The organism is Mitsuaria sp. CC2 (assembly GCF_048957715.1).
GTDB lineage: Bacteria > Pseudomonadota > Gammaproteobacteria > Burkholderiales > Burkholderiaceae_C > Roseateles.
This window is the reverse complement of sequence record NZ_JARVXN010000027.1, coordinates 132,427-150,165: the sequence shown is the minus strand read 5'-3', so window position 1 is coordinate 150,165 and position 17,739 is coordinate 132,427. Positions and strand designations below refer to the sequence as shown.

13 protein-coding genes are annotated in these 17,739 nt (G+C 70.3%); 6 read left to right on the top strand and 7 right to left on the bottom strand.

Going from position 1 to position 17,739, the window contains the following annotated elements; all coding sequences use genetic code 11:
- The first annotated feature begins 104 nt into the window (after nt 1-104).
- Genes PV762_RS18405 through pdeM form a run of 4 tightly spaced genes read left to right on the top strand, consistent with a single transcriptional unit; the run spans nt 105 to nt 6,398 of the window.
- The gene (locus tag PV762_RS18405) at nt 105-1,256 is read left to right on the top strand and encodes a ligase-associated DNA damage response exonuclease (RefSeq protein ID WP_421036449.1); all 1,152 of its coding nucleotides are present in this window, start codon (nt 105-107) and stop codon (nt 1,254-1,256) included.
- Nucleotides 1,253-2,911 (top strand): ATP-dependent DNA ligase, encoded by a 1,659-nt coding sequence (locus PV762_RS18400; RefSeq protein WP_421036448.1) that lies wholly within the window; start codon nt 1,253-1,255, stop codon nt 2,909-2,911. The genes PV762_RS18405 and PV762_RS18400 overlap by 4 nt, the downstream gene beginning before the upstream one ends.
- A gap of 20 nt (nt 2,912-2,931) precedes the next feature.
- Nucleotides 2,932-5,703: a ligase-associated DNA damage response DEXH box helicase gene (locus tag PV762_RS18395; protein ID WP_421036447.1), complete on the top strand. Its 2,772-nt coding sequence runs from the start codon at nt 2,932-2,934 to the stop codon at nt 5,701-5,703.
- Nucleotides 5,700-6,398 (top strand): ligase-associated DNA damage response endonuclease PdeM, encoded by a 699-nt coding sequence (pdeM, locus tag PV762_RS18390; RefSeq protein WP_421036446.1) that lies wholly within the window; start codon nt 5,700-5,702, stop codon nt 6,396-6,398. Before PV762_RS18395 ends, pdeM begins: the two co-directional genes overlap by 4 nt.
- Before the next feature lie 81 nt (nt 6,399-6,479).
- Here the strand turns inward: pdeM and PV762_RS18385 are convergent, their stop codons facing one another.
- Nucleotides 6,480-6,716, bottom strand: a complete 237-nt coding sequence (locus PV762_RS18385; RefSeq protein WP_421036445.1) for a hypothetical protein — start codon at nt 6,714-6,716, stop codon at nt 6,480-6,482.
- Nucleotides 6,717-6,901: 185 nt separating this feature from the next.
- Here PV762_RS18385 and PV762_RS18380 point away from each other — a divergent pair, with 185 nt between their 5' ends.
- Entirely contained in the window at nt 6,902-8,995 is a 2,094-nt protein-coding gene (locus tag PV762_RS18380; protein WP_421036444.1) for a hypothetical protein, read from the top strand.
- Here the strand turns inward: PV762_RS18380 and PV762_RS18375 are convergent.
- The 5 genes from PV762_RS18375 to PV762_RS18355 form a co-directional block, all read right to left on the bottom strand.
- Complete coding sequence (locus PV762_RS18375) at nt 8,946-9,455, bottom strand: MgtC/SapB family protein (protein WP_421036443.1); 510 nt, start codon at nt 9,453-9,455, stop codon at nt 8,946-8,948. The two genes, PV762_RS18380 and PV762_RS18375, sit on opposite strands and share 50 nt — an antisense overlap.
- Nucleotides 9,452-11,266: an ABC transporter ATP-binding protein/permease gene (locus PV762_RS18370; protein ID WP_421036647.1), complete on the bottom strand. Its 1,815-nt coding sequence runs from the start codon at nt 11,264-11,266 to the stop codon at nt 9,452-9,454. Before PV762_RS18370 ends, PV762_RS18375 begins: the two co-directional genes overlap by 4 nt.
- Before the next feature lie 337 nt (nt 11,267-11,603).
- On the bottom strand, nt 11,604-12,140 hold the full coding sequence (locus tag PV762_RS18365; RefSeq protein ID WP_421036442.1) for a hypothetical protein: 537 nt from the start codon (nt 12,138-12,140) through the stop codon (nt 11,604-11,606).
- A 164-nt stretch (nt 12,141-12,304) separates the two neighbouring features.
- On the bottom strand, nt 12,305-13,333 hold the full coding sequence (locus PV762_RS18360; RefSeq protein WP_421036441.1) for a serine hydrolase: 1,029 nt from the start codon (nt 13,331-13,333) through the stop codon (nt 12,305-12,307).
- A 272-nt stretch (nt 13,334-13,605) separates the two neighbouring features.
- Nucleotides 13,606-15,687 carry an ATP-dependent helicase gene (locus PV762_RS18355; protein WP_421036440.1) on the bottom strand — a complete coding sequence of 694 codons (2,082 nt, stop codon included), beginning with the start codon at nt 15,685-15,687 and terminating at the stop codon, nt 13,606-13,608.
- Between the two features lie 182 nt (nt 15,688-15,869).
- Between PV762_RS18355 and PV762_RS18350 the strand changes: the two genes are divergently transcribed.
- A complete protein-coding gene (locus PV762_RS18350; protein ID WP_421036439.1) occupies nt 15,870-16,739 on the top strand; it encodes a hypothetical protein in 870 nt (289 codons plus the stop codon).
- Here the strand turns inward: PV762_RS18350 and PV762_RS18345 are convergent.
- Nucleotides 16,654-17,733: an ABC transporter ATP-binding protein gene (locus tag PV762_RS18345; RefSeq protein ID WP_421036438.1), complete on the bottom strand. Its 1,080-nt coding sequence runs from the start codon at nt 17,731-17,733 to the stop codon at nt 16,654-16,656. The genes PV762_RS18350 and PV762_RS18345 overlap by 86 nt on opposite strands.
- Nucleotides 17,734-17,739 lie beyond the last annotated feature (6 nt).

Here is a 17,739-nt window from a genome sequence, read left to right as displayed (position 1 = left end):
AAGCCCCGCGAAAACGGTGGTCGGCGAGGGGCAGATCCGGGCGGGCCCCGGATGCGGAGTCGTCCTACACGGTCGCCGGAGCGAGGCGGCTAGCATCGGTCCGCATGGACATCGGGAACGGCGGCGGGACGGACGACGGCAACACGCCCAGGAGCGCGCGGGAGCCGGTCGATCTGGTCGTGGCCAGGCCGGAGGGGTTGTACTGTCCCCCCGGGAACTTCTACATCGACCCGTGGCGCCCCGTGGACCGCGCCGTCATCACGCACGCCCACAGCGACCATGCGCGCTGGGGCAGCGCGCACTACCTGGCCCATCGCGACAGCGCGGCGATCCTGCGGCGGCGGCTGGGCGCGGACATCACGCTGCAGACCCTGGCCTACGGCGAGGCGATCGAGCATCACGGCGTGCGCGTCTCGCTGCATCCGGCCGGCCACGTGCTGGGATCGGCACAGGTGCGGCTCGAACACGGCGGACGGGTCTGGGTCGCGTCCGGCGACTACAAGCTGGAGGCCGACGGCACCAACGCGCCGTTCGAGCCGGTGCGCTGCGACACCTTCATCACCGAGTCGACCTTCGGCCTGCCGATCTATCGCTGGCCGTCGCAGGCGGCGCTGTTCGCGGAGATCGACGCCTGGTGGCGCCGCAACGCGGCGGCGGGCCGGCCGTCGGTCCTCTATGCCTACGCCTTGGGCAAGGCGCAGCGGCTGCTGCACGGCGTGGACGCGTCGATCGGGCCCATCGTGTCGCATGGCGCGGTCGAGCCCTTGAACGCCGTCTACCGCGCGGCGGGCGTGCCGTTGCCGCCGACCTTGAATGCGGCCGACCCGTCGCTGGACAAGGCCGCGTTGTCGCGCGCGCTCGTCATCGCGCCGCCGTCGGCCGGGGGCTCGCCCTGGCTGAAACGCTTCGGCCCCGATCTTTCCGACGCCTTCGCCAGCGGCTGGATGCAGCTGCGCGGCACGCGGCGGCGGCGCGGCGTCGACCGGGGGTTCGTCGTGTCCGACCATGCGGACTGGCCGGGCCTGATGGCGGCCATCCGCGGCACCGGCGCCGAGCGCGTCTTCGTCACGCACGGCAGCGTGGCGACGATGGTGCGGTGGCTGGGCGAGCAGGGATTGCAGGCGCAGGGATTCGTGACCGAGTACGGCGCGGAGGAGGCGGAGGGGGCGACCGACGCGGCCGATGCGGCCGATGAGGTCAAGACGTCCGATGCGGCCGATGCGACCGATGCGACCGATGGTGAGGCGCCGGCATGAAGGCGTTCGCCGCTCTGTTCCGCGAACTCGACGCGTCCACGTCCAGCCTCGCCAAGCAGTCCGCGCTGCAGGCCTATCTGCGGGAAGCGCCGCCGGAGGATGCCGCGTGGGCCGTGTATTTCCTGGCCGGCGGCAAGCCGCGGCAACTGGTGCCCACGAAGCTGTTGCGCGAGCAGGCCCGGCTCGCGGCCGGGCTCCCGGAGTGGCTGTTCGACGAGAGCTACGAAGCCGTCGGCGATCTGGCCGAGACGATCGCGTTGCTGCTGCCCGAGCCGATTCAGGCGCTCGAGCGGCCGTTGTCCGAATGGATGAGCGGCCACCTGCTGCCCTTGCGCGGCCAGCCGCCCGAGGCGCTCGCGCTGACCTTGCAGGCGCAGTGGGCCGCCCTGGCGGTCGAGCAGCGCTTCGTCCATCTCAAGCTGATCACCGGCGCGTTCCGCGTGGGCGTGTCCAAACTGCAGGTGACGCAGGCGCTGGCGGCCGTCGGCGGCCTGGACGCCAAGCTCGTCGCGCAGCGGTTGATGGGCTACACGCACATCGGCGCGACGCCGTCCGCGGCGGACTACGCGGCGCTGATCGCGCCCGCGGACCTTGACGGCGCCGACGGCCCGACGCGCGGCCTGCAGCCGTATCCGTTCTTCCTCGCGCATCCGTTCAATCAGCCCGTCGAACAGTTCAACGCCGCGATCGGTCCGGCGGCGGACTGGCTGGTCGAATGGAAGTGGGACGGCATCCGCGCTCAGCTGGTGAAGCGCGGCGGCGAGGCGGCGATCTGGTCGCGCGGCGAGGAACTCGTCACCGACCGATTCCCGGAGCTGCGCGCGATGGGCGAGGCGCTGCCCGACGGCACGGTGCTCGACGGCGAGATCCTCGTCTGGCGCGACGGCCGCGCGATGCCGTTCGCGGCGCTGCAGAAGCGCATCGGCCGCAAGACGCTGGGCGCGAAGCTGCTCGGCGAGCTGCCGGTGGCGTTGTGCGTCTATGACCTGCTGGAGGACGCCGGCGAGGACCTGCGCGATCGGCCGCAGCAGGAGCGGCGCGCGCGCTCGGAGCGCCTGGTCGCGGCGCATGCGCTGGCGGGACTTGAACTCAGCCCGTTGATCGAAGGCGCCGACTGGTCCGATCTCGCACGCCAGCGCGAGCAGGCGCGCGCGCTCGGCGTCGAAGGGATGATGCTCAAGCGCCGGGACGCACGGTATGGCGTGGGGCGCACCAAGGACGTCGGCGTCTGGTGGAAGTGGAAGATCGATCCGCTGTCGATCGACGCGGTGTTGATCTACGCGCAGCGCGGGCACGGGCGGCGGGCGAGCCTCTACACCGACTACACCTTCGCGGTGTGGAACGGGGCGCCGGGCGATCCGGCACGCCAGCTGGTGCCGTTCGCGAAGGCGTACTCCGGGCTCACCGACGCCGAGATCCGTGATGTCGACGCGGTGATCCGCAAGACCACCACCGAGACCTTCGGCCCGGTGCGCAGCGTCACGCCCACGATGGTGTTCGAACTCGGCTTCGAAGGCATCGCGCGCAGCGGTCGGCACAAGAGCGGCATCGCGGTCCGCTTTCCGCGCATGCTGCGCCGGCGCGAGGACAAGCCGGTCGAGGAGGCCGACACCTTGCAGTCGCTGCAAGCCTTGCTGCCGGAGGGAGGCGCGTGAGGGGACCGGAGGAGGGCGGCTTGGCGGCGGTCGATGCGTGGCTCGAGGAGAAGGGGTGGGCGCCGTTTCCGTTCCAGCGTCGTGTGTGGGAGGAGATGGCGCGCGGCCGCGGAGGATTGCTGCATTCGAGTACCGGCAGCGGCAAGACGCTGGCGGTGTGGCTGGGTGCGCTGGCGGCGCTGCGCGATGAGGTCGGCGCCCAGGCGCGCGTACATGGCGGCAGATCGATCGCACCGCCGCTGACGGTCCTCTGGATCACGCCGATGCGCGCGTTGGCCGCCGACACGCTGCGCGCGCTCGAAGCGCCGATGGCGGCGCTGTGCCCCGGCTGGACCGCCGCGCTGCGCAGCGGCGATACGACCTCGGCGCAGCGTGCCGCGCAGGACCGACGGCTGCCGACCGTGCTCGTGACGACGCCGGAGAGCCTCTCGCTGCTGCTGTCGCGCGCCGACGCGCGCGATCAGCTCGGTCAGGTGCGGCTGGTCGTCGTCGACGAGTGGCATGAACTGATGGGCAACAAGCGCGGCGTGCAGACGCAGCTGGCGTTGGCGCGGCTGCGTCGCTTCGCCTCGTCTCGCGCCCTCTCCCGCTTGCGGGAGGGGGCGGGTGAGAGGGCGACGGAGAGGGCGGCGGAGAGGGCCGGCGGCAGTGGAAGTGCCCTGATGACCTGGGGGTTGTCGGCGACGCTCGGCAATCTCGACGAGGCCATGCGGACCTTGCAGGGCACGGCGGTCGCCGACGCCGACGCCGAGGCCCAGGCCGAGGCCGTCATCGTCCACGGCGAGACCGACAAGACGCTGGTCATCGACACGCTGCTGCCGGAGACCGCCGAGCGGTTCGCCTGGGCGGGTCACATGGGCCTGCGCATGCTGCCGCAGGTGGTGGCGGCGATCGAGGCCAGCGTGAGCTGCCTCGTCTTCACCAACATGCGATCGCAGGCCGAGCGCTGGTACCGCGCGCTGCTGGAGGCGCGTCCCGATTGGGCCGGCGTGCTGGCGCTGCACCACGGCTCGCTGGACCGCGAGGTGCGCGAATGGGTCGAGCTCGGTCTCAAGGAGGGCCGCGTGAAGGCCGCCGTGTGCACTTCCAGCCTCGACCTCGGCGTGGACTTCCTGCCGGTGGACCGCGTGCTGCAGATCGGCTCCGCCAAGGGCGTCGCGCGGCTGGTGCAGCGCGCCGGCCGCTCCGGCCACGCGCCGGGCCGGCCGTCGCGGATCACGCTGGTGCCGACGCACAGTCTGGAGCTGGTCGAAGCCGCCGCCGCCCGCGCGGCCGTCCGCGACGGCCGGATCGAGGCGCGGCACAGCCCGCGCGCGCCGCTGGACGTGCTGGTCCAGCACCTGGTCACCGTGGCGCTGGGCGGCGGCTTCCGCCCGGACGAACTGCTCGCCGAGGTGCGCGGCACCGTCGCCTACGAGGCGCTCGCCGACGGGAACTGGCAGTGGTGCCTGGATTTCGTGCGACAGGGCGGTCCCTCGCTGACGGCCTATCCGGACTACCACCGCGTCGTGCCCGACGACCAAGGTGTCTGGCGCGTGCCCGACGCGCGCCTGGCCCGACGCCATCGGGTCAACATCGGCACCATCGTCAGCGACGCGGCGATCAGCGTCCAGTACCTCAGCGGCGGCAAGCTGGGCAGCGTCGAGGAGGGCTTCATCGCGCGCCTGAAACCGGGCGACGCGTTCATGTTCAGCGGCCGGCTGCTGGAGCTGGTGCGGGTTGAGCAGATGACGGCACTGGTGCGGCGCGCCACGTCCGGGCGCGCCGCCTTGCCGCGCTGGAACGGCGGTCGCATGCCGCTGTCGAGCACGCTCGCCGACGCGGTGCTGCGCGAGTTGGCCGACGCCGACGCAGGCCGCTTCGATTCACCCGAGATGCAGTGCGTGCGGCCGCTGATCGACATCCAGCGATGCTGGTCCGGCGTGCCCGGTCCCGACACGCTGGTGGCGGAGACGCTCAAGTCGCGCGAGGGCTGGCATCTCTTCCTGTACCCCTTCGCCGGGCGGCAGGTGCATCTGGGCCTGGCCGGACTGATCGCGTGGCGCGCGGCTCAGCCGGAGACCGGCACCTTCTCGATCGCGCTCAACGACTATGGCATCGAGCTGCTCAGCGCCAAGCCGATCGACTGGGGAACGCGCCTGCCCGCGCTCCTCACGCTGCCGCCGATGGACGAGCTGCTGCGCGAGGTGCTCGCCAGCCTGAACGCGACCGAGCTGGCACGACGGCGTTTCCGCGAGATCGCGCGCATCGCGGGGCTGATCTTCCAGAGCCATCCCGGAGAACGTCGCAGCAACCGGCAGCTGCAAGCGTCCGCGACGCTGTTCTTCGAGGTCTTCCAGCAGCACGATCCGGGCAACCGGCTCCTGGTGCAGGCGGAGCAGGAGCTGTTGACGCAGGAGCTGGACGTGAGTCACCTGGCGGCGGCCCTGGCGCGCATGGAACGGCAGACGCTGCAGGTGCATGCGTTGAAGAAACCGACGCCGCTGGCCTTCCCGCTGATGGTGGAGCGTTTCCGCGAGAAGCTCAGCAACGAGTCGCTGGGCGATCGCATCGCGCGCATGGTGTCGGAACTGGAGCGCAGCGCCGGCGGCGAGGCGGTCGGCACCGCTCGCCAGCCCGCGGAGCGCGCGCTGGCGGTGTTCGCGAAGAAGGACTCGCCGCAGTTCGCGATCCAGGCGAGTCAGGCCGTCCACGCGGTGCAGGACTCGCTCGCGTTGGAGACGCGTGGCGAGGCGCCTGCGCGCCGTCCCGGCGGCCGGCGGTCGGACCGGGCCGCGAGGGCACGGCGATGACGGAAGGGGACACGGCGACGATGACGACGGGCGACGATCCGCCGCAGGGCGCGCTCGCGACGACGCTCGCCGGCGAGCGCGTCTGGCTGCTGCCCGGGCGCGCCCTGTGGTGGCCCGCGACGCGCACGCTGTTCGTGGCCGACGTGCACCTCGGCAAGGCCGCGAGCTTCCGCGCGCTGGGACAGCCGGTGCCCTCGGGCACGACGCGCGACAACCTCGACCGCCTCAGCGCGCTGATCGACGAACGGCGCGCGCGGCGATTGGTCGTGCTCGGCGACTTCCTGCATGCCGCCGCGGCGCAGCAGCCGCTGGTCCTGGAGCCCGCGCATCGCTGGCGGGAGCGGCATGCGGGCGTCGCGTGCCTGCTGATCCGCGGCAACCACGACAGCCGCGCCGGAGACCCGCCGCCGTCGCTGCGCTTCGACATCGTCGATGAGCCTCATGCGATGGGCCCGTTCGCGGCCTGTCACCATCCCCGCCGCGTGGACCATGCCTACGTGCTCGCCGGGCATCTGCATCCCGCGACGACCTTGCACGGTCGTGCGCACGAGCGTCACCGGCTGCCGTGCTTCGCTGAATCCGAGGGCTTGATGATCCTGCCCGCGTTCGGTGCCTTCACCGGCACCACGCAGGCCGGCCTGCCGGCAGGTTCGCGTTGTCACGCGGTCGGCGGCGGCGCGGTCTGGCCCGCATGAAGCGTCGCGTATGGCGTGACGCGTGAGGCGCGAGACGCGACACGCGAGGCGCGAGGCGCGAGGCGCCCCGGCCGTACCGCGTCAGAGGTGGAATCCTCCGACATCGGTATGGAAGTCGCCGATCTCCGTCCATTCGTTCAGGTCGGCCGGCACGGCGAAGCGTGCGGACAGCGCCCTGGCCGCTTCCTCCGCCGAAGCGAAGGAATCCCCCCACGGCATGCTGTCGTGTTTCACGCGCCAGCGCCGCGACAGTCGCGGCTTGATGGTGAATGTGCCATCCAGGCTCTGGAAAACGTAAGAGACGGTGTCGAGGTCCATGCGCGCTGCTCCGGGTCGCCTCCGGTGTGTCGACCCTAGCGCAAGGAGCGGCAACTGTCATGCCCGCGTCGCGGATGGGAGTGACGGTCCGGCGTTCGCACGTGGCGACGCCGGCCCCATGACGCGGACCCGACATTCGCCCGGGCGGAGGGCCGGCGGCACGTCGCTTGCCGCCTGGCGCTTCAATGACACATCCCTGGCGATTCTTCAGGGCGGGCGGCGCGGACCAAGCGCGCATCGAGTCCGCCGACGACCTCCTGCATCTCCGCGACCTCGACCAGAAACGCTGGGTCGCGCTGGCCTGTCCCACCCGCGGCCTTGAATTCGACGAACGCACCCTCGATCTCATCGACCTCGATCGCGACGGCCGCATCCGCGCGCCCGAGCTGATCGCCGCCGCCGAATGGGTCGGCGCGCGGCTCAAGGACTGGCAGCCACTGCTGCGCGGCGACGCGCGGCTCGCGCCGGATTCCCTGGCGGACACCGATGAAGGCCGCGCGCTGGCGGAGGAACTCCGACGCACGCTGGACCTGACGGGACATGCGCGGCAATCCGACATCGGTCTGGACGAGGTCCGCGAACGACAGTCCCACCTCGCCGCCGAACGGCACAACGGCGACGGCATCGTGCCGCTGGCGGCGATCGAGGACGCCGGGGATCGCGCCATCGCGCAGCGCATCGGCGAGGCGATGGGCACCGTCGCCGACGCGGGCGGCCAGCCCGGCATCGACGAGACCCGGATCAAGGCCTTCTTCGATCAGGCGGCGACGCTGCTCGCCTGGCACCGAGAGGGCGAGGCCGAAGCCGGCTGCGCGGGCCGCCGCGCGGCAGCGATGGCCGTGCAGGCGGTGCATGACAAGGTGGAGGACTTCTTCGCGCGTTGCCGGCTCGCGAGCTACGACGCGTCCGCCGCAGCGACGCTCAACGCCACCGATCCCGAGCAACTGAAGGCGCATGCCACCGGGCTGCTGTCGCTGGAGGCCGGCGTGCTCTGGCAGATGCCCATCGCGCCGGTGTCGCCAGGCGCGGCGCTGCCGCTGGACGATCGCGCCAATCCCGCCTGGCGCGGCGCGCTTGCCGCCTTGCGCAAGCAGGCCTTGCAGCCCGACTTCGGTGACAGCCTGGACGAGCGTGACTGGCTGAGCTTGAAGGACGAGGTCCGGGCCTGCCGGGAGTGGCAGCGGCGCCAGCCGACGGGGCCGGTCGCGGCGCTGGGCGTCGAGGTCGTGGCCTCGCTCGCCGCCGGGCAGCCTGGCGGACATCTCGACGACGTGCGCGCGCGCCTGCTGAAGCAGGTCGAGGACGACCGCGCCGCCGCGCCGCGTCACGCGGCGCTGAACGATCTCGAGAAGCTGTTGCTGCTGCAGCGCCACCTGCTGCGGCTCGCCCGCAACTTCGTGTCCTTCGAGGATTTCTACGAAGGACGCGGCGCGATCTTCCAGGCCGGTACGCTGTTCGTCGACGGTCGCGCCTGCGAGCTGTGCGTCGACGTGGCCGATGCGGCCAGGCATGCGCCGATCGCGGGGCTGGCGAAGGCCTACCTCGTGTACGTCGAGTGCGAGCGCCTCAACCAGAAGCGCACGCGCGTGGCGGTGGTCAGCGCGGGCGACGTGGACTTCCTGTTCGTCGGACGCAATGGCCTGTTCTACGACCGCGACGGCCACGACTGGGACGCGCGCATCGTCAAGGTGATCGAGAACCCCATCAGCGTGGGCCAGGCCTTCCTGTCGCCGTACAAGAAGCTGGTGCGCCTGGTCGAGGAGCAGGTGGCCAAGCGGGCCGCGGCCAGCGACTCGACGCAGCAGGGCAAGCTGGGCACTTTCGCGGGACGTGTCGCGACGGCGGATCTGCCGCCGGCCGCGACCGCCATGGCGGCCAACGCGGCCGTACCGGCCGGGACCCCGCCGCCGGCGGGGCTTCCGCTGCCCGGTCGCCGCGTCGACGTCGGCACCGTGGCGGCGCTGGGCGTCGCGCTGGGAAGCATCAGCACGGTCATTGTCGGCCTGTTCGGGCGCTTCATCGAACTCGGCTGGTGGATCCCGCTGGGCGTCCTCGGCATCGTGCTGTCGATCTCCGGCCCCAGCATGCTGATCGCTTGGCTCAAGCTGCGCCAGCGCAGCCTCGGTCCCATCCTGGACGCGAGCGGCTGGGCCATCAACAACCGGATGAAGCTCAGCACCAGGCTGGGGACCGCGTTGACGAAACGCCCGCGGCCGGTGCCGCAGGCGATCAAGCTGGCGGGGCCTCGTCGTCCTGCTTCCCGGGATGCGGTCGCGTGAACAGCGGCAGCACCGCCAGGATGAGCAGCGCCAGCAGCATGCTGAAGACGGCCGTGGCCTCGCGGCCCAGCCCGCAGGCGATGCCGATGGCGGCGGTCATCCAGATGCTGGCGGCGGTGGTCAGGCCGTGGACCTGCTCCTCGTCCTTGAGCTTGAGGATCGCGCCCGCCCCCAGGAAGCCGATGCCCGCGATCACGCCCTGCAGCACGCGGCTCATGTCGGCCAGCGCCATGCCGCCGTGCTGAGGCACCAGCACGAAGAGCGCCGCGCCCAGCGACACCAGCATGTGCGTGCGGATGCCCGCCGCCTTGCCGTGGTGCTCACGCTCGTAGCCGAGGATGCCGCCCAGCACCGCCGCCAACAGCAGGCGCACCGCGATGCGGGTGATCTGCGCGACGTCGGGGACGTCGGAGAATTCGGATCGCACGGTCTCGACGACCTCGTCCGTCCAGGTGCTCATCGCGACTCCTTCCCGCTCGGCTTCCCGCTCGTCTTCTCGGTCGGTGCGGCGACCGGCCCCGTCTCCGCGCCGTTCCCGAGCTTCGATGCCAGCGCGCTGTCCAGCGCGGCTTCACGGGCCGCTTCGGCCTCCGCCTCCACCGCATCGAAATCGTAGCCCTCGGCGGGATGCAGCTGCCAGGCGCCGCCGCCGGTGAGTCGCAGCACGTGGGTGTGATGCTGCAGGACGGCATGGCGGTGGGCGATGCTCACCAGCGTGACGCCGTCGCGGCACAGGCGCTCGTAGAGTCGGCGCTCGTTGCAGCTGTCCAGTGCGCTGGTGGCCTCATCGAGGATCACCATCTTCGGCGTGCGCACCAGCACCCGCGCGAAGGCCAGGCGCTGCTGCTCGCCCATGGACAGCAGCTTTTCCCAGTCCTGCGAGGCGTCCAGACCGCCGACGCGGTCGGCGAGTTCGGGCAGGCAGACCTCGTCGAGGATGGCGCGCAGCGCGTCGTCGTCGAGCTCGGTGGTGGTGTCCGGGTAGATCATCTGGCTGCGCAGCGTGCCGGGCTGCAGGTAGGGCCGCTGCGGCAGGAAGAAGACGTCCTCCAGCGGTGGATGCTCGATCGTTCCTTCGCCGCAGCGCCACAGGCCGGCGATCGCTCGCAGCAGCGAGCTCTTGCCGCAGCCGCTGACCCCGGTGATCAGCAGGCTCTCGCCGGGCCGGAGCGCGACATCGAGCTTCTCCACGAGCAGCCGGTCGAACTGCGGCGTGTACAGCGTCAGGCCGCGCAGCGCGAGTTGCTCGGCGTGTTTCGTCGCAATCTTCTCGCGGGCGCGCTCGTGGCGGGGCTTGCGCTTGTGCATGACCTCGGAGAGCGCATGCAGCCGGTCGATGCCGGCGACGAAACGGCTGAGGCTCTCGAAGTTGTCGACGATCAGCGACACGGCGGTCAGCACCGCCGCGAAGGCGCCGGCGGCCTGCACGGCGGCGCCGACCTCGAGATCGCCGGACAGCACGCGTTCGGCCAGGATCACCGCCGGCACGACCAGCGTCAGCTGACTGAAGCCGCGCTGGAAGAGGTTGAGCGCGCGCTGCTTGCGGATCAGCTTCCAGTAGTTCTGGTAGACGGACTCGAAGCGGCCTTCGATGTGGGCGCGTTCCTGGGGCTCGCCGCGGTAGAAGGCGATGGATTCGGCGTTCTCGCGCAGGCGCATGAGTCCGAAGCGGAAGTCGGCCTCGCGGCGCAGCTGCCAGAAGTTGAGCTGGATCAGCGGCGAGCCGAAGACGTAGAGCGCGAGGAAGGTGCCCACGGTCGCGTAGACGACGAGGAAGGCGACCAGCATCTTCGACAGCGACCACAGCACGGCGCAGAAGGCGACCAGCTGCATCAGGGAGCCCAGCATCAGCAGCATGAAATGCGTGGAGCGGCCGGTGAAGGTGTTGATGTCCTCGGAGATGCGCTGGTCGGGGTTGTCGATGTCACCCGCCGCGCCGGCGCCGATCTCGTAGTACTTGCGCCCGTCGAGGTAGCCGTCGAGGAACCTGCCGGTGAGCCAGCGCCGCCAGTGGTTGGAGAACGCGTCGCGCATGTAGTAGTAGAAGGCGTACACGGGCACGGCGAAGCCCAGCACGATGAGGCTGTCGCGCACCGCGAGCCAGAAGCGCGAGTGGTTGCGCTCGGCGAGGGCGGAGGTCATCTCGCCGGTCTTGTCGTTGAGCATGACGGCGAGCTGGGTCTCGCACAGCATCAGCACGATCATGAGCAGCAGCAGACCCCAGGCGGCCTTGCGCTGGTCGCCGAGCCAGTAGGGTCTGGCGATCTGCATGAACTGGCGCCAGGCGGCGGCGGACAGGCGCGGCGGACGACGTCGCCGGGCTTTCTTGGGCGCGGGTGGCGCGGATGGAGCGGACGGCGCGGACGGCGGCAGGTCCGTCGCGGGAGCGGAGGGGTGGGCCATGAGGGCGGGACGCAGTCTGCCGAGATGGCTCGACAGTAGCTCCGGCGGCTCATCGGACGGGTAGGACGGGGCCTACTGCGGGTGACGGAGGGAGGCGCGAACCGTGCGCCCTCCGGGGCGCGGTCACGACAGCAGCCGCGACATCAGGTAGGCCAGGCCCGACGAACCGGCCGCAGAACCGGCGCACCAGCGGAGCAGCTTGTTGTTACGCAAGGCTACCCGCAGCGGCGGATGAGCTGATGGCGGCCCGGGCGCACCACTTGATCAGCCGGAGGTCCGAGGCTTGTCCGCTCATCTTGATGCGGTCGTCGACGGTAGCGACGACAGAAGCGACGAACTCCTTCATGTCGATCCTGGAGCGATCGAGCATGACGTCGAAATCCTTGCAGAATTTGTCGCGCATGGCGTGAAGCTCGTCCCTGAACTCGGCGCGGCTTGCGGCGAGCCCGTCCTTGAACTCGGCGCGGCTTGCATTGAGATCGGCCTTGAACTCGGCGCGGCACTGGCTGAATTCCTTGGTGTACTCGAGGCGCTGCTCCGCAAGTTCCTTCTTGAAGGATTCGTGATCCTTCCTGATGGCCAGGAATTCGCCGTGGACCTGAGCGAAGCCGGCCTGCATCTCCTCGCGGAGCTTGTGGGTCTCGCCGGCCAATTGGTCGAGTCGATACATCACGTGGTGGATGTCGGGTTGCGGGTGCGTACCCGGCTTGGCGCTCGTGGCGTTCTGGGAATGAGGGTGCATGCGGCTACTCCTGGACATGCGGTGAGGGAAGCCGCAAATGCTAGAAGTGATCACGCCCGAACGGCGTGGCGCGAATGCCGAATCCGATGGATGTTTGATCAGCGGCAAAAGAACCGCTGGTCCACCCATCAGTGGGGGAACACCGACGTCAAGGGGGAGTCAGCTCAGGCCGCGGCGATCTTCGCCAGCGACTTGCGGATCGCGGCCGCGTCGCGCAGGCGCTGCGCGGAACCGTCGGCGTCGAGCAGGATGACCGTGATGGTCTGGCCGCCGCTCTTCATGCGCATCGCCAGGCAGCGCCCGGCTTCTTCGGTGTAGCCGGTCTTGGACAGGCGGATGTCCCAGCCCTTGGCCCCGACCAGGTGGTTGGTGTTGCGCAGCTCTCGCGGACGGCCGTTGACCTCGACCGCGCTGGACTTGTCGCTGCTGATGCGCGCGATCACCGGGTACTTCGCCGCGGCGGCGGCGATGCGGGCGACCTCGGCGGCCGTCGAGGTGTTGTTGGGCGACAGGCCCGTCGGGTCGGCCAGCGCGGTGTGCGACAGGCCCAGCGCGCGGATCTTGGCGACGACCGCGGCCTCGTAGGCCGGCATGCCGCCAGGGAAGTGGCGGGCCAGCGCCGACGCGGCGCGGTTCTCGGACGAGATCAGCGCCAGCTCCAGCGCCGCTTCGCGGCTCATCGTCGCGCCGACGCGCACGCGCGACTTGCTGTGCTTGAGGCGGTCGACGTCGGCGTCATCGATCTTGATTTCCTCGGTCATGTCCTGCTTCGCGTCCAGCACGACCATCGCCGTCATCAGCTTGGTCAGCGAAGCGATGGGCACGACGGTGTCCGGCTCCTTGGACATCAGCACGCGCCCGCTGTCGTCGACCACCAGCATGTGGCGGGCGTTGACCGGGAGCTTCATGAGCGGCTCGTCGGACGGCGTGGGGGCGACGACGGTGCCCGGCGACCTGGCGATCAGGGGCGAGGATGCCGTGGGCGTCGGCGCGGACGCACCGGCCGGCGCGGGCGTCAGGACGCCGTTGGGACTGATGGCCGCCGTGGTCGGAGCGGCCGTGGGAACGACGACCTCGGGATCGTCGCTGGCGGCTTGCACGATCAGACAGCCGCAGGTGAGGATCAGCGCCGGCAGCGCGAGCTTCCAGTTGGTGTGGGCAAGGGTGCGGAGAACGGTGTCGCGGATCGTCACGGCGGTCGGGCTGGGCTGGCGGCTGGGTCCGGGGAGGCGGGGGTCAGGGGTTGACCGTCGCGAAGTTTAAGTTCTTCGCGACGGACCGCCATCCCGTCTTCCCGTAACGTGCGTTACGCGCGCGGACGGCCGCACGATGCAGCGACCTCTCTTCAGCCACTCTGATGCGGTGTTGGCGGATCCGTTCGAGAGAATCGCGCTCGCACTCGCGCTCGCGGCAGCCGACGCTGACCCGATCGCGACGGAGGATCCAGTCCACCCCGATGGGATGCTCAGTCCCAGGCCTTGCGCAGCTTCGCGGCGACATCCATCGCCGGTCTCACGAGCTCGGGCAGCGGCGCCTGCGTCTGGTTGGCGGGACCCAGCTTCTCGAAGTGGCGCACCACCTTGCCGGGCAGGAAACGCGACACGCTCGCGTAGAGATGCCGGTCGCCGTGCCGCGTCTGCTGCGTCACGTAGAAGCGCTGCGGCACCATCACCGCGAGGTGGTCCTTCGCCCGCGTCATCGCCACGTAGAGCAGCCGGCGCTCCTCCTCGATCTGCGCCTGCGCGCCGGTGCTCAGGTCCGAGGGCATGCAGCCGTCCACGCAGTTCAACAGGTATACCGCGTTCCACTCCTGGCCCTTGGCCGAATGGATGGTCGACAGGATCAGGTAATCCTCATCTTTCAAGGGCACGCCCGACTCGTCGCTGCTCGCGTCCGGCGGATCCAGGGTCAGCTCGGTCAGGAAACGCTCCCGCGATCCGTAGCCCTGCGCGATGCGCGTGATCTGCTCCAGGTCGGCCAGCCGCACCGGCGCGTCGTCGTACAGCCGCTCCAGGTGCGGCGCGTACCACTGCACCGCCTCCTCGAGATCCATCGGCCAGCTCGAGCCCGAGATCAGCGGCAGCATCAGATCGCGCAACGCGGCCCACGCAGCCGCGGCGGCGCGGGGCGCTTCGAAATCACGCAGCGCCTGCGCGGGATCCGCCGCGGGCGACATCGCATCGAGCAGGCGTCTCGCGCTCGCCGGTCCGAAGCCCGGCAGCAACTGCGCGACCCTGAAACCGGCGAGTCGACCGCGCGGGTTCTCCGCCCAGCGCAACACGCTCAGCACGTCCTTCACATGCGTGCTGTCAAGAAATTTCAAGCCGCCGAACTTGACGAACGGGATGTTGCGCCGCGTCAGCTCCAGCTCCAGCGGCGCCGCGTGGCTCGACGTCCGGAACAGCACCGCCTGACGCGTCAGCTTCAGGCCCTGCTCGCGGCGCTCCAGCACCTTGTCGGCGACCCATTGCGCCTGACGCGCCTCGTCGTCCACCGTCACCAGATGCGGCAGCTCGCTCGACGCCTTGTCGGTCCACAGGCGTTTCTCGTGGCGCTCGCGCGCCATCGCGATGACGGCGTTGGAGGCCTCCAGGATGGGCTGCGTCGAGCGGTAGTTGCGCTCCAGCGCGACCACGCGCGCGGGAGGATCGAATTGCGCCGGGAACTCCAGGATGTTGCGCACCTCCGCCGCGCGGAACGAATAGATCGCCTGCGCGTCGTCTCCGACCACCGTCAGCCGGTCGCCGCGCGGCTTGAGCCGCTTCAGGATCGTCGCCTGCAGCCGGTTCGTGTCCTGGTACTCGTCGACCAGCACGTGCTGGAAACGCTCGCCCAACTCCGCGGCCAGGGCGTCGTCGCTCATCAGCTCCGACCAGTAGAGCAGCAGGTCGTCGTAGTCCAGCAGCTGCTGGTGCTGCTTCTCCTCGACGTAGGCCTTGAACAGCCGCTTGAGTTCGTCATGGACCGCGAAGCACCAGGGGAAGTGTTCCTGCAGCACCTGGTCCAGCCGCGCCTCGCTGTTGACCACGCGGGAATAGATGTTGAGGCAGGTGCCTTTCAGCGGAAAGCGCTCGGTCGTCTCGGCCAGCCCGAGCGCCTGGCGCTGCAGGCCCATCAGGTCCTCCGCGTCGGGGCGGTCGAGGATGGTGAAGTTGGGCGCCAGGCCGATGCGATGGGCGTATTCGCGCAGCAGGCGCGCGCCGACGCTGTGGAAGGTGCCTGCCCATGGGAAACGCGGCGGTGCCTGCGTCGAGGCCAGGCCCAACGCCCGGTGCAGCACACGCCCCGCGCGGCGTTCCATCTCGCCCGCGGCGCGGCGCGAGAAGGTGAGCAGCAGCAGTCGCTGCGGGTCGGCGCCGGACTGGATCAGGCGCGCCACGCGCGAGGTCAGCGTCTTGGTCTTGCCGGAGCCTGCGCCGGCGATCACCAGCAGCGGTCCGTGCGACTCGAGGCCGGAGGAGTCGAGCCCGTGCTCGACCGCCGAGCGTTGCTCGGGATTGAGGTCGGCGTAGACGTCATGCGGCGCGTCGGCGAGGGCATCGGACATGCCGCGATCATAGCTGTATGGATCAACAGTGAATCGTCGGATGCCCTGCCGATCGAAGGAGCGGGGTCAGCGAATGCCGGTGGGGCCGGAATGGCTCTGGGGGTTCCCGGAGGGACGCCCCCTGAGTCGTGGAGAGCCCGCGCTTGGCTTGCCTGAGGCATGTCTCTTGCCCATGATCGGACATGCTCCAGATCCTCGTCATCCTCAGCGCGCTGGCCATGCCCCTGGTGGCGTGGGCGTCCCAGCGCGGCGTCTTCGGCCCGGACAACGGCGCCATCTCCGACCGTTTCCCGACGCTGCTCGTGGCTGACGGCTACGCCTTTTCGATCTGGGGGGTGATCTTCCTGCTCGACCTGGTTTTCGCCGTGTGGCTGCTGCGCGGCCAGCCGGTGCCGGACAGGGAAGGGCACCGCGATTCCCATCGCTGCCACTGGTTGGTTGTTATCGGCTTCGCGCTGACCGCGAGCTGGATGATCGTGTTCTCGCAGCAGTGGTTCGGGCTGGCGCTCGCCGTCATCTGGGCGGCGTTGGCGAGCCTGCTGTGGGCCTTGATGCTGGTGGCGCGCGCGATGCCGCGCGGCGCGCAGTCATGGCTGGCCGTGTTCCCGCTCGCGCTGCACGCGGGCTGGTTGTCGCTGGCGGCCTTCCTGGACACCGCGCAGACCGTCGTCGCGGCGCAGGTGCTGCCGACGCAGGACCAGTTGCCCTGGACGCTGGTGCTGTGGGCCTTGGCCGCCTTGCTGCTGCTGGTCGCGAACGCGCGCCTGCACGCGCCGGGCACCGGCCTCGCGGCGCTCGGGTATGCCGGCGCCGCGGTGTGGGGCCTGATCGGCGTCTACGTGAAGCAGACCGCGTCGCCGATGTCCGGCTCCGACGGTTCCGCCTGGATCGCGCTGGCGCTGGCCGCGGTGCTCGCGGCGCAAACGGTCTGGCTGCGGGTGAGACCCGCCGGTCCCCCCGACGCCGTCACGCCAGGCGGCGCTCGTCCTTCGCGTCGAACAGGTGGGCCGATGCCGCCTCCCATTGCAGGCGGACCGCGTCACCGACATTGAGGTGGGGGTTGCCCGAGACGCGCGCCGTCATCGGGCCGCTCGGCGTGTCCACGAGCAGATAGGTCTCGGGACCCGTCGGCTCGCTCATCTTCAGCACGCCGGGCATGCCGCCCGCGCGCACGTCCGTGTTGTCGGCCAGCCGGATGTGTTCCGGACGCACGCCGTAGAGCACGCCGCCCGCGGCATCGATCGACGCCTGCTGCGCCGCGTCCACCGGCAGGGTCACGCCCTGCGCCGCCAGCGCGCCGCCGCCGTCGCGCTCGGCCTGGACGAAGTTCATCGTCGGCGAGCCGATGAATTCGGCCACGAAGCGGTTGGCCGGTCGCGTGTAGATCTCTTCCGGCGTGCCGAACTGCTGCACCAGACCGTCGCGCATCACCGCGATGCGGTCGCCCAGCGTCATCGCCTCGACCTGGTCGTGGGTGACGTAGACCGTGGTGGTCTTGGTGCGCTGGTGCAGCAGCTTGATCTCGGCGCGCATCTCGATGCGCAGCTTGGCGTCCAGGTTGGACAGCGGCTCGTCGAACAGGAACAGCTTCGGATCCCGCGCCAGCGCACGCCCCATCGCCACGCGCTGCCGCTGACCGCCGGACAGCTGGCCCGGCTTGCGGTCCAGCAGGTGGTCGATCTGCAGCATCTTCGCGACGCGCTGCACCGTCGTGTCCCGCTGCGCCTTCGGCACCTTGCGCATCTCCAGCCCGAAGGCGATGTTCTGCGCGACGTTCATGTTCGGGTAGAGCGCGTAGCTCTGGAACACCATCGCGATGTCGCGGTCCTTGCTCGGCAGGTAGGTGACGTCCCGGTCGCCGATGTGGATCGCGCCGGAGGTCGGGTGCTCCAGGCCGGCGATCATCGCCAGCAGCGTCGACTTGCCGCACCCCGACGGGCCGACCAGGATGAGGAATTCGCCGGCCTCGATCGACAGGTCGATGCCCTTGAGGATGTCGGCCGATCCGTAGCTCTTGCGGACTTGAGAAATGGCGAGCGCGCCCATGCTTGA

Bases quoted from the DNA above. Each gene is read 5' to 3' on its own strand.
- PV762_RS18405 (WP_421036449.1), top strand. From the start codon at position 105: ATGGACATCGGGAACGGCGGCGGGACGGACGACGGCAACACGCCCAGG.
- PV762_RS18400 (WP_421036448.1), top strand. From the start codon at position 1,253: ATGAAGGCGTTCGCCGCTCTGTTCCGCGAACTCGACGCGTCCACGTCC.
- pdeM (WP_421036446.1), top strand. From the start codon at position 5,700: ATGACGGAAGGGGACACGGCGACGATGACGACGGGCGACGATCCGCCG.
- PV762_RS18385 (WP_421036445.1), bottom strand. From the start codon at position 6,716: ATGGACCTCGACACCGTCTCTTACGTTTTCCAGAGCCTGGATGGCACA.
- PV762_RS18380 (WP_421036444.1), top strand. From the start codon at position 6,902: ATGACACATCCCTGGCGATTCTTCAGGGCGGGCGGCGCGGACCAAGCG.
- PV762_RS18375 (WP_421036443.1), bottom strand. From the start codon at position 9,455: ATGAGCACCTGGACGGACGAGGTCGTCGAGACCGTGCGATCCGAATTC.
- PV762_RS18370 (WP_421036647.1), bottom strand. From the start codon at position 11,266: ATGCAGATCGCCAGACCCTACTGGCTCGGCGACCAGCGCAAGGCCGCC.
- PV762_RS18365 (WP_421036442.1), bottom strand. From the start codon at position 12,140: ATGCACCCTCATTCCCAGAACGCCACGAGCGCCAAGCCGGGTACGCAC.
- PV762_RS18355 (WP_421036440.1), bottom strand. From the start codon at position 15,687: ATGTCCGATGCCCTCGCCGACGCGCCGCATGACGTCTACGCCGACCTC.
- PV762_RS18350 (WP_421036439.1), top strand. From the start codon at position 15,870: ATGCTCCAGATCCTCGTCATCCTCAGCGCGCTGGCCATGCCCCTGGTG.
- PV762_RS18345 (WP_421036438.1), bottom strand. From the start codon at position 17,733: ATGGGCGCGCTCGCCATTTCTCAAGTCCGCAAGAGCTACGGATCGGCC.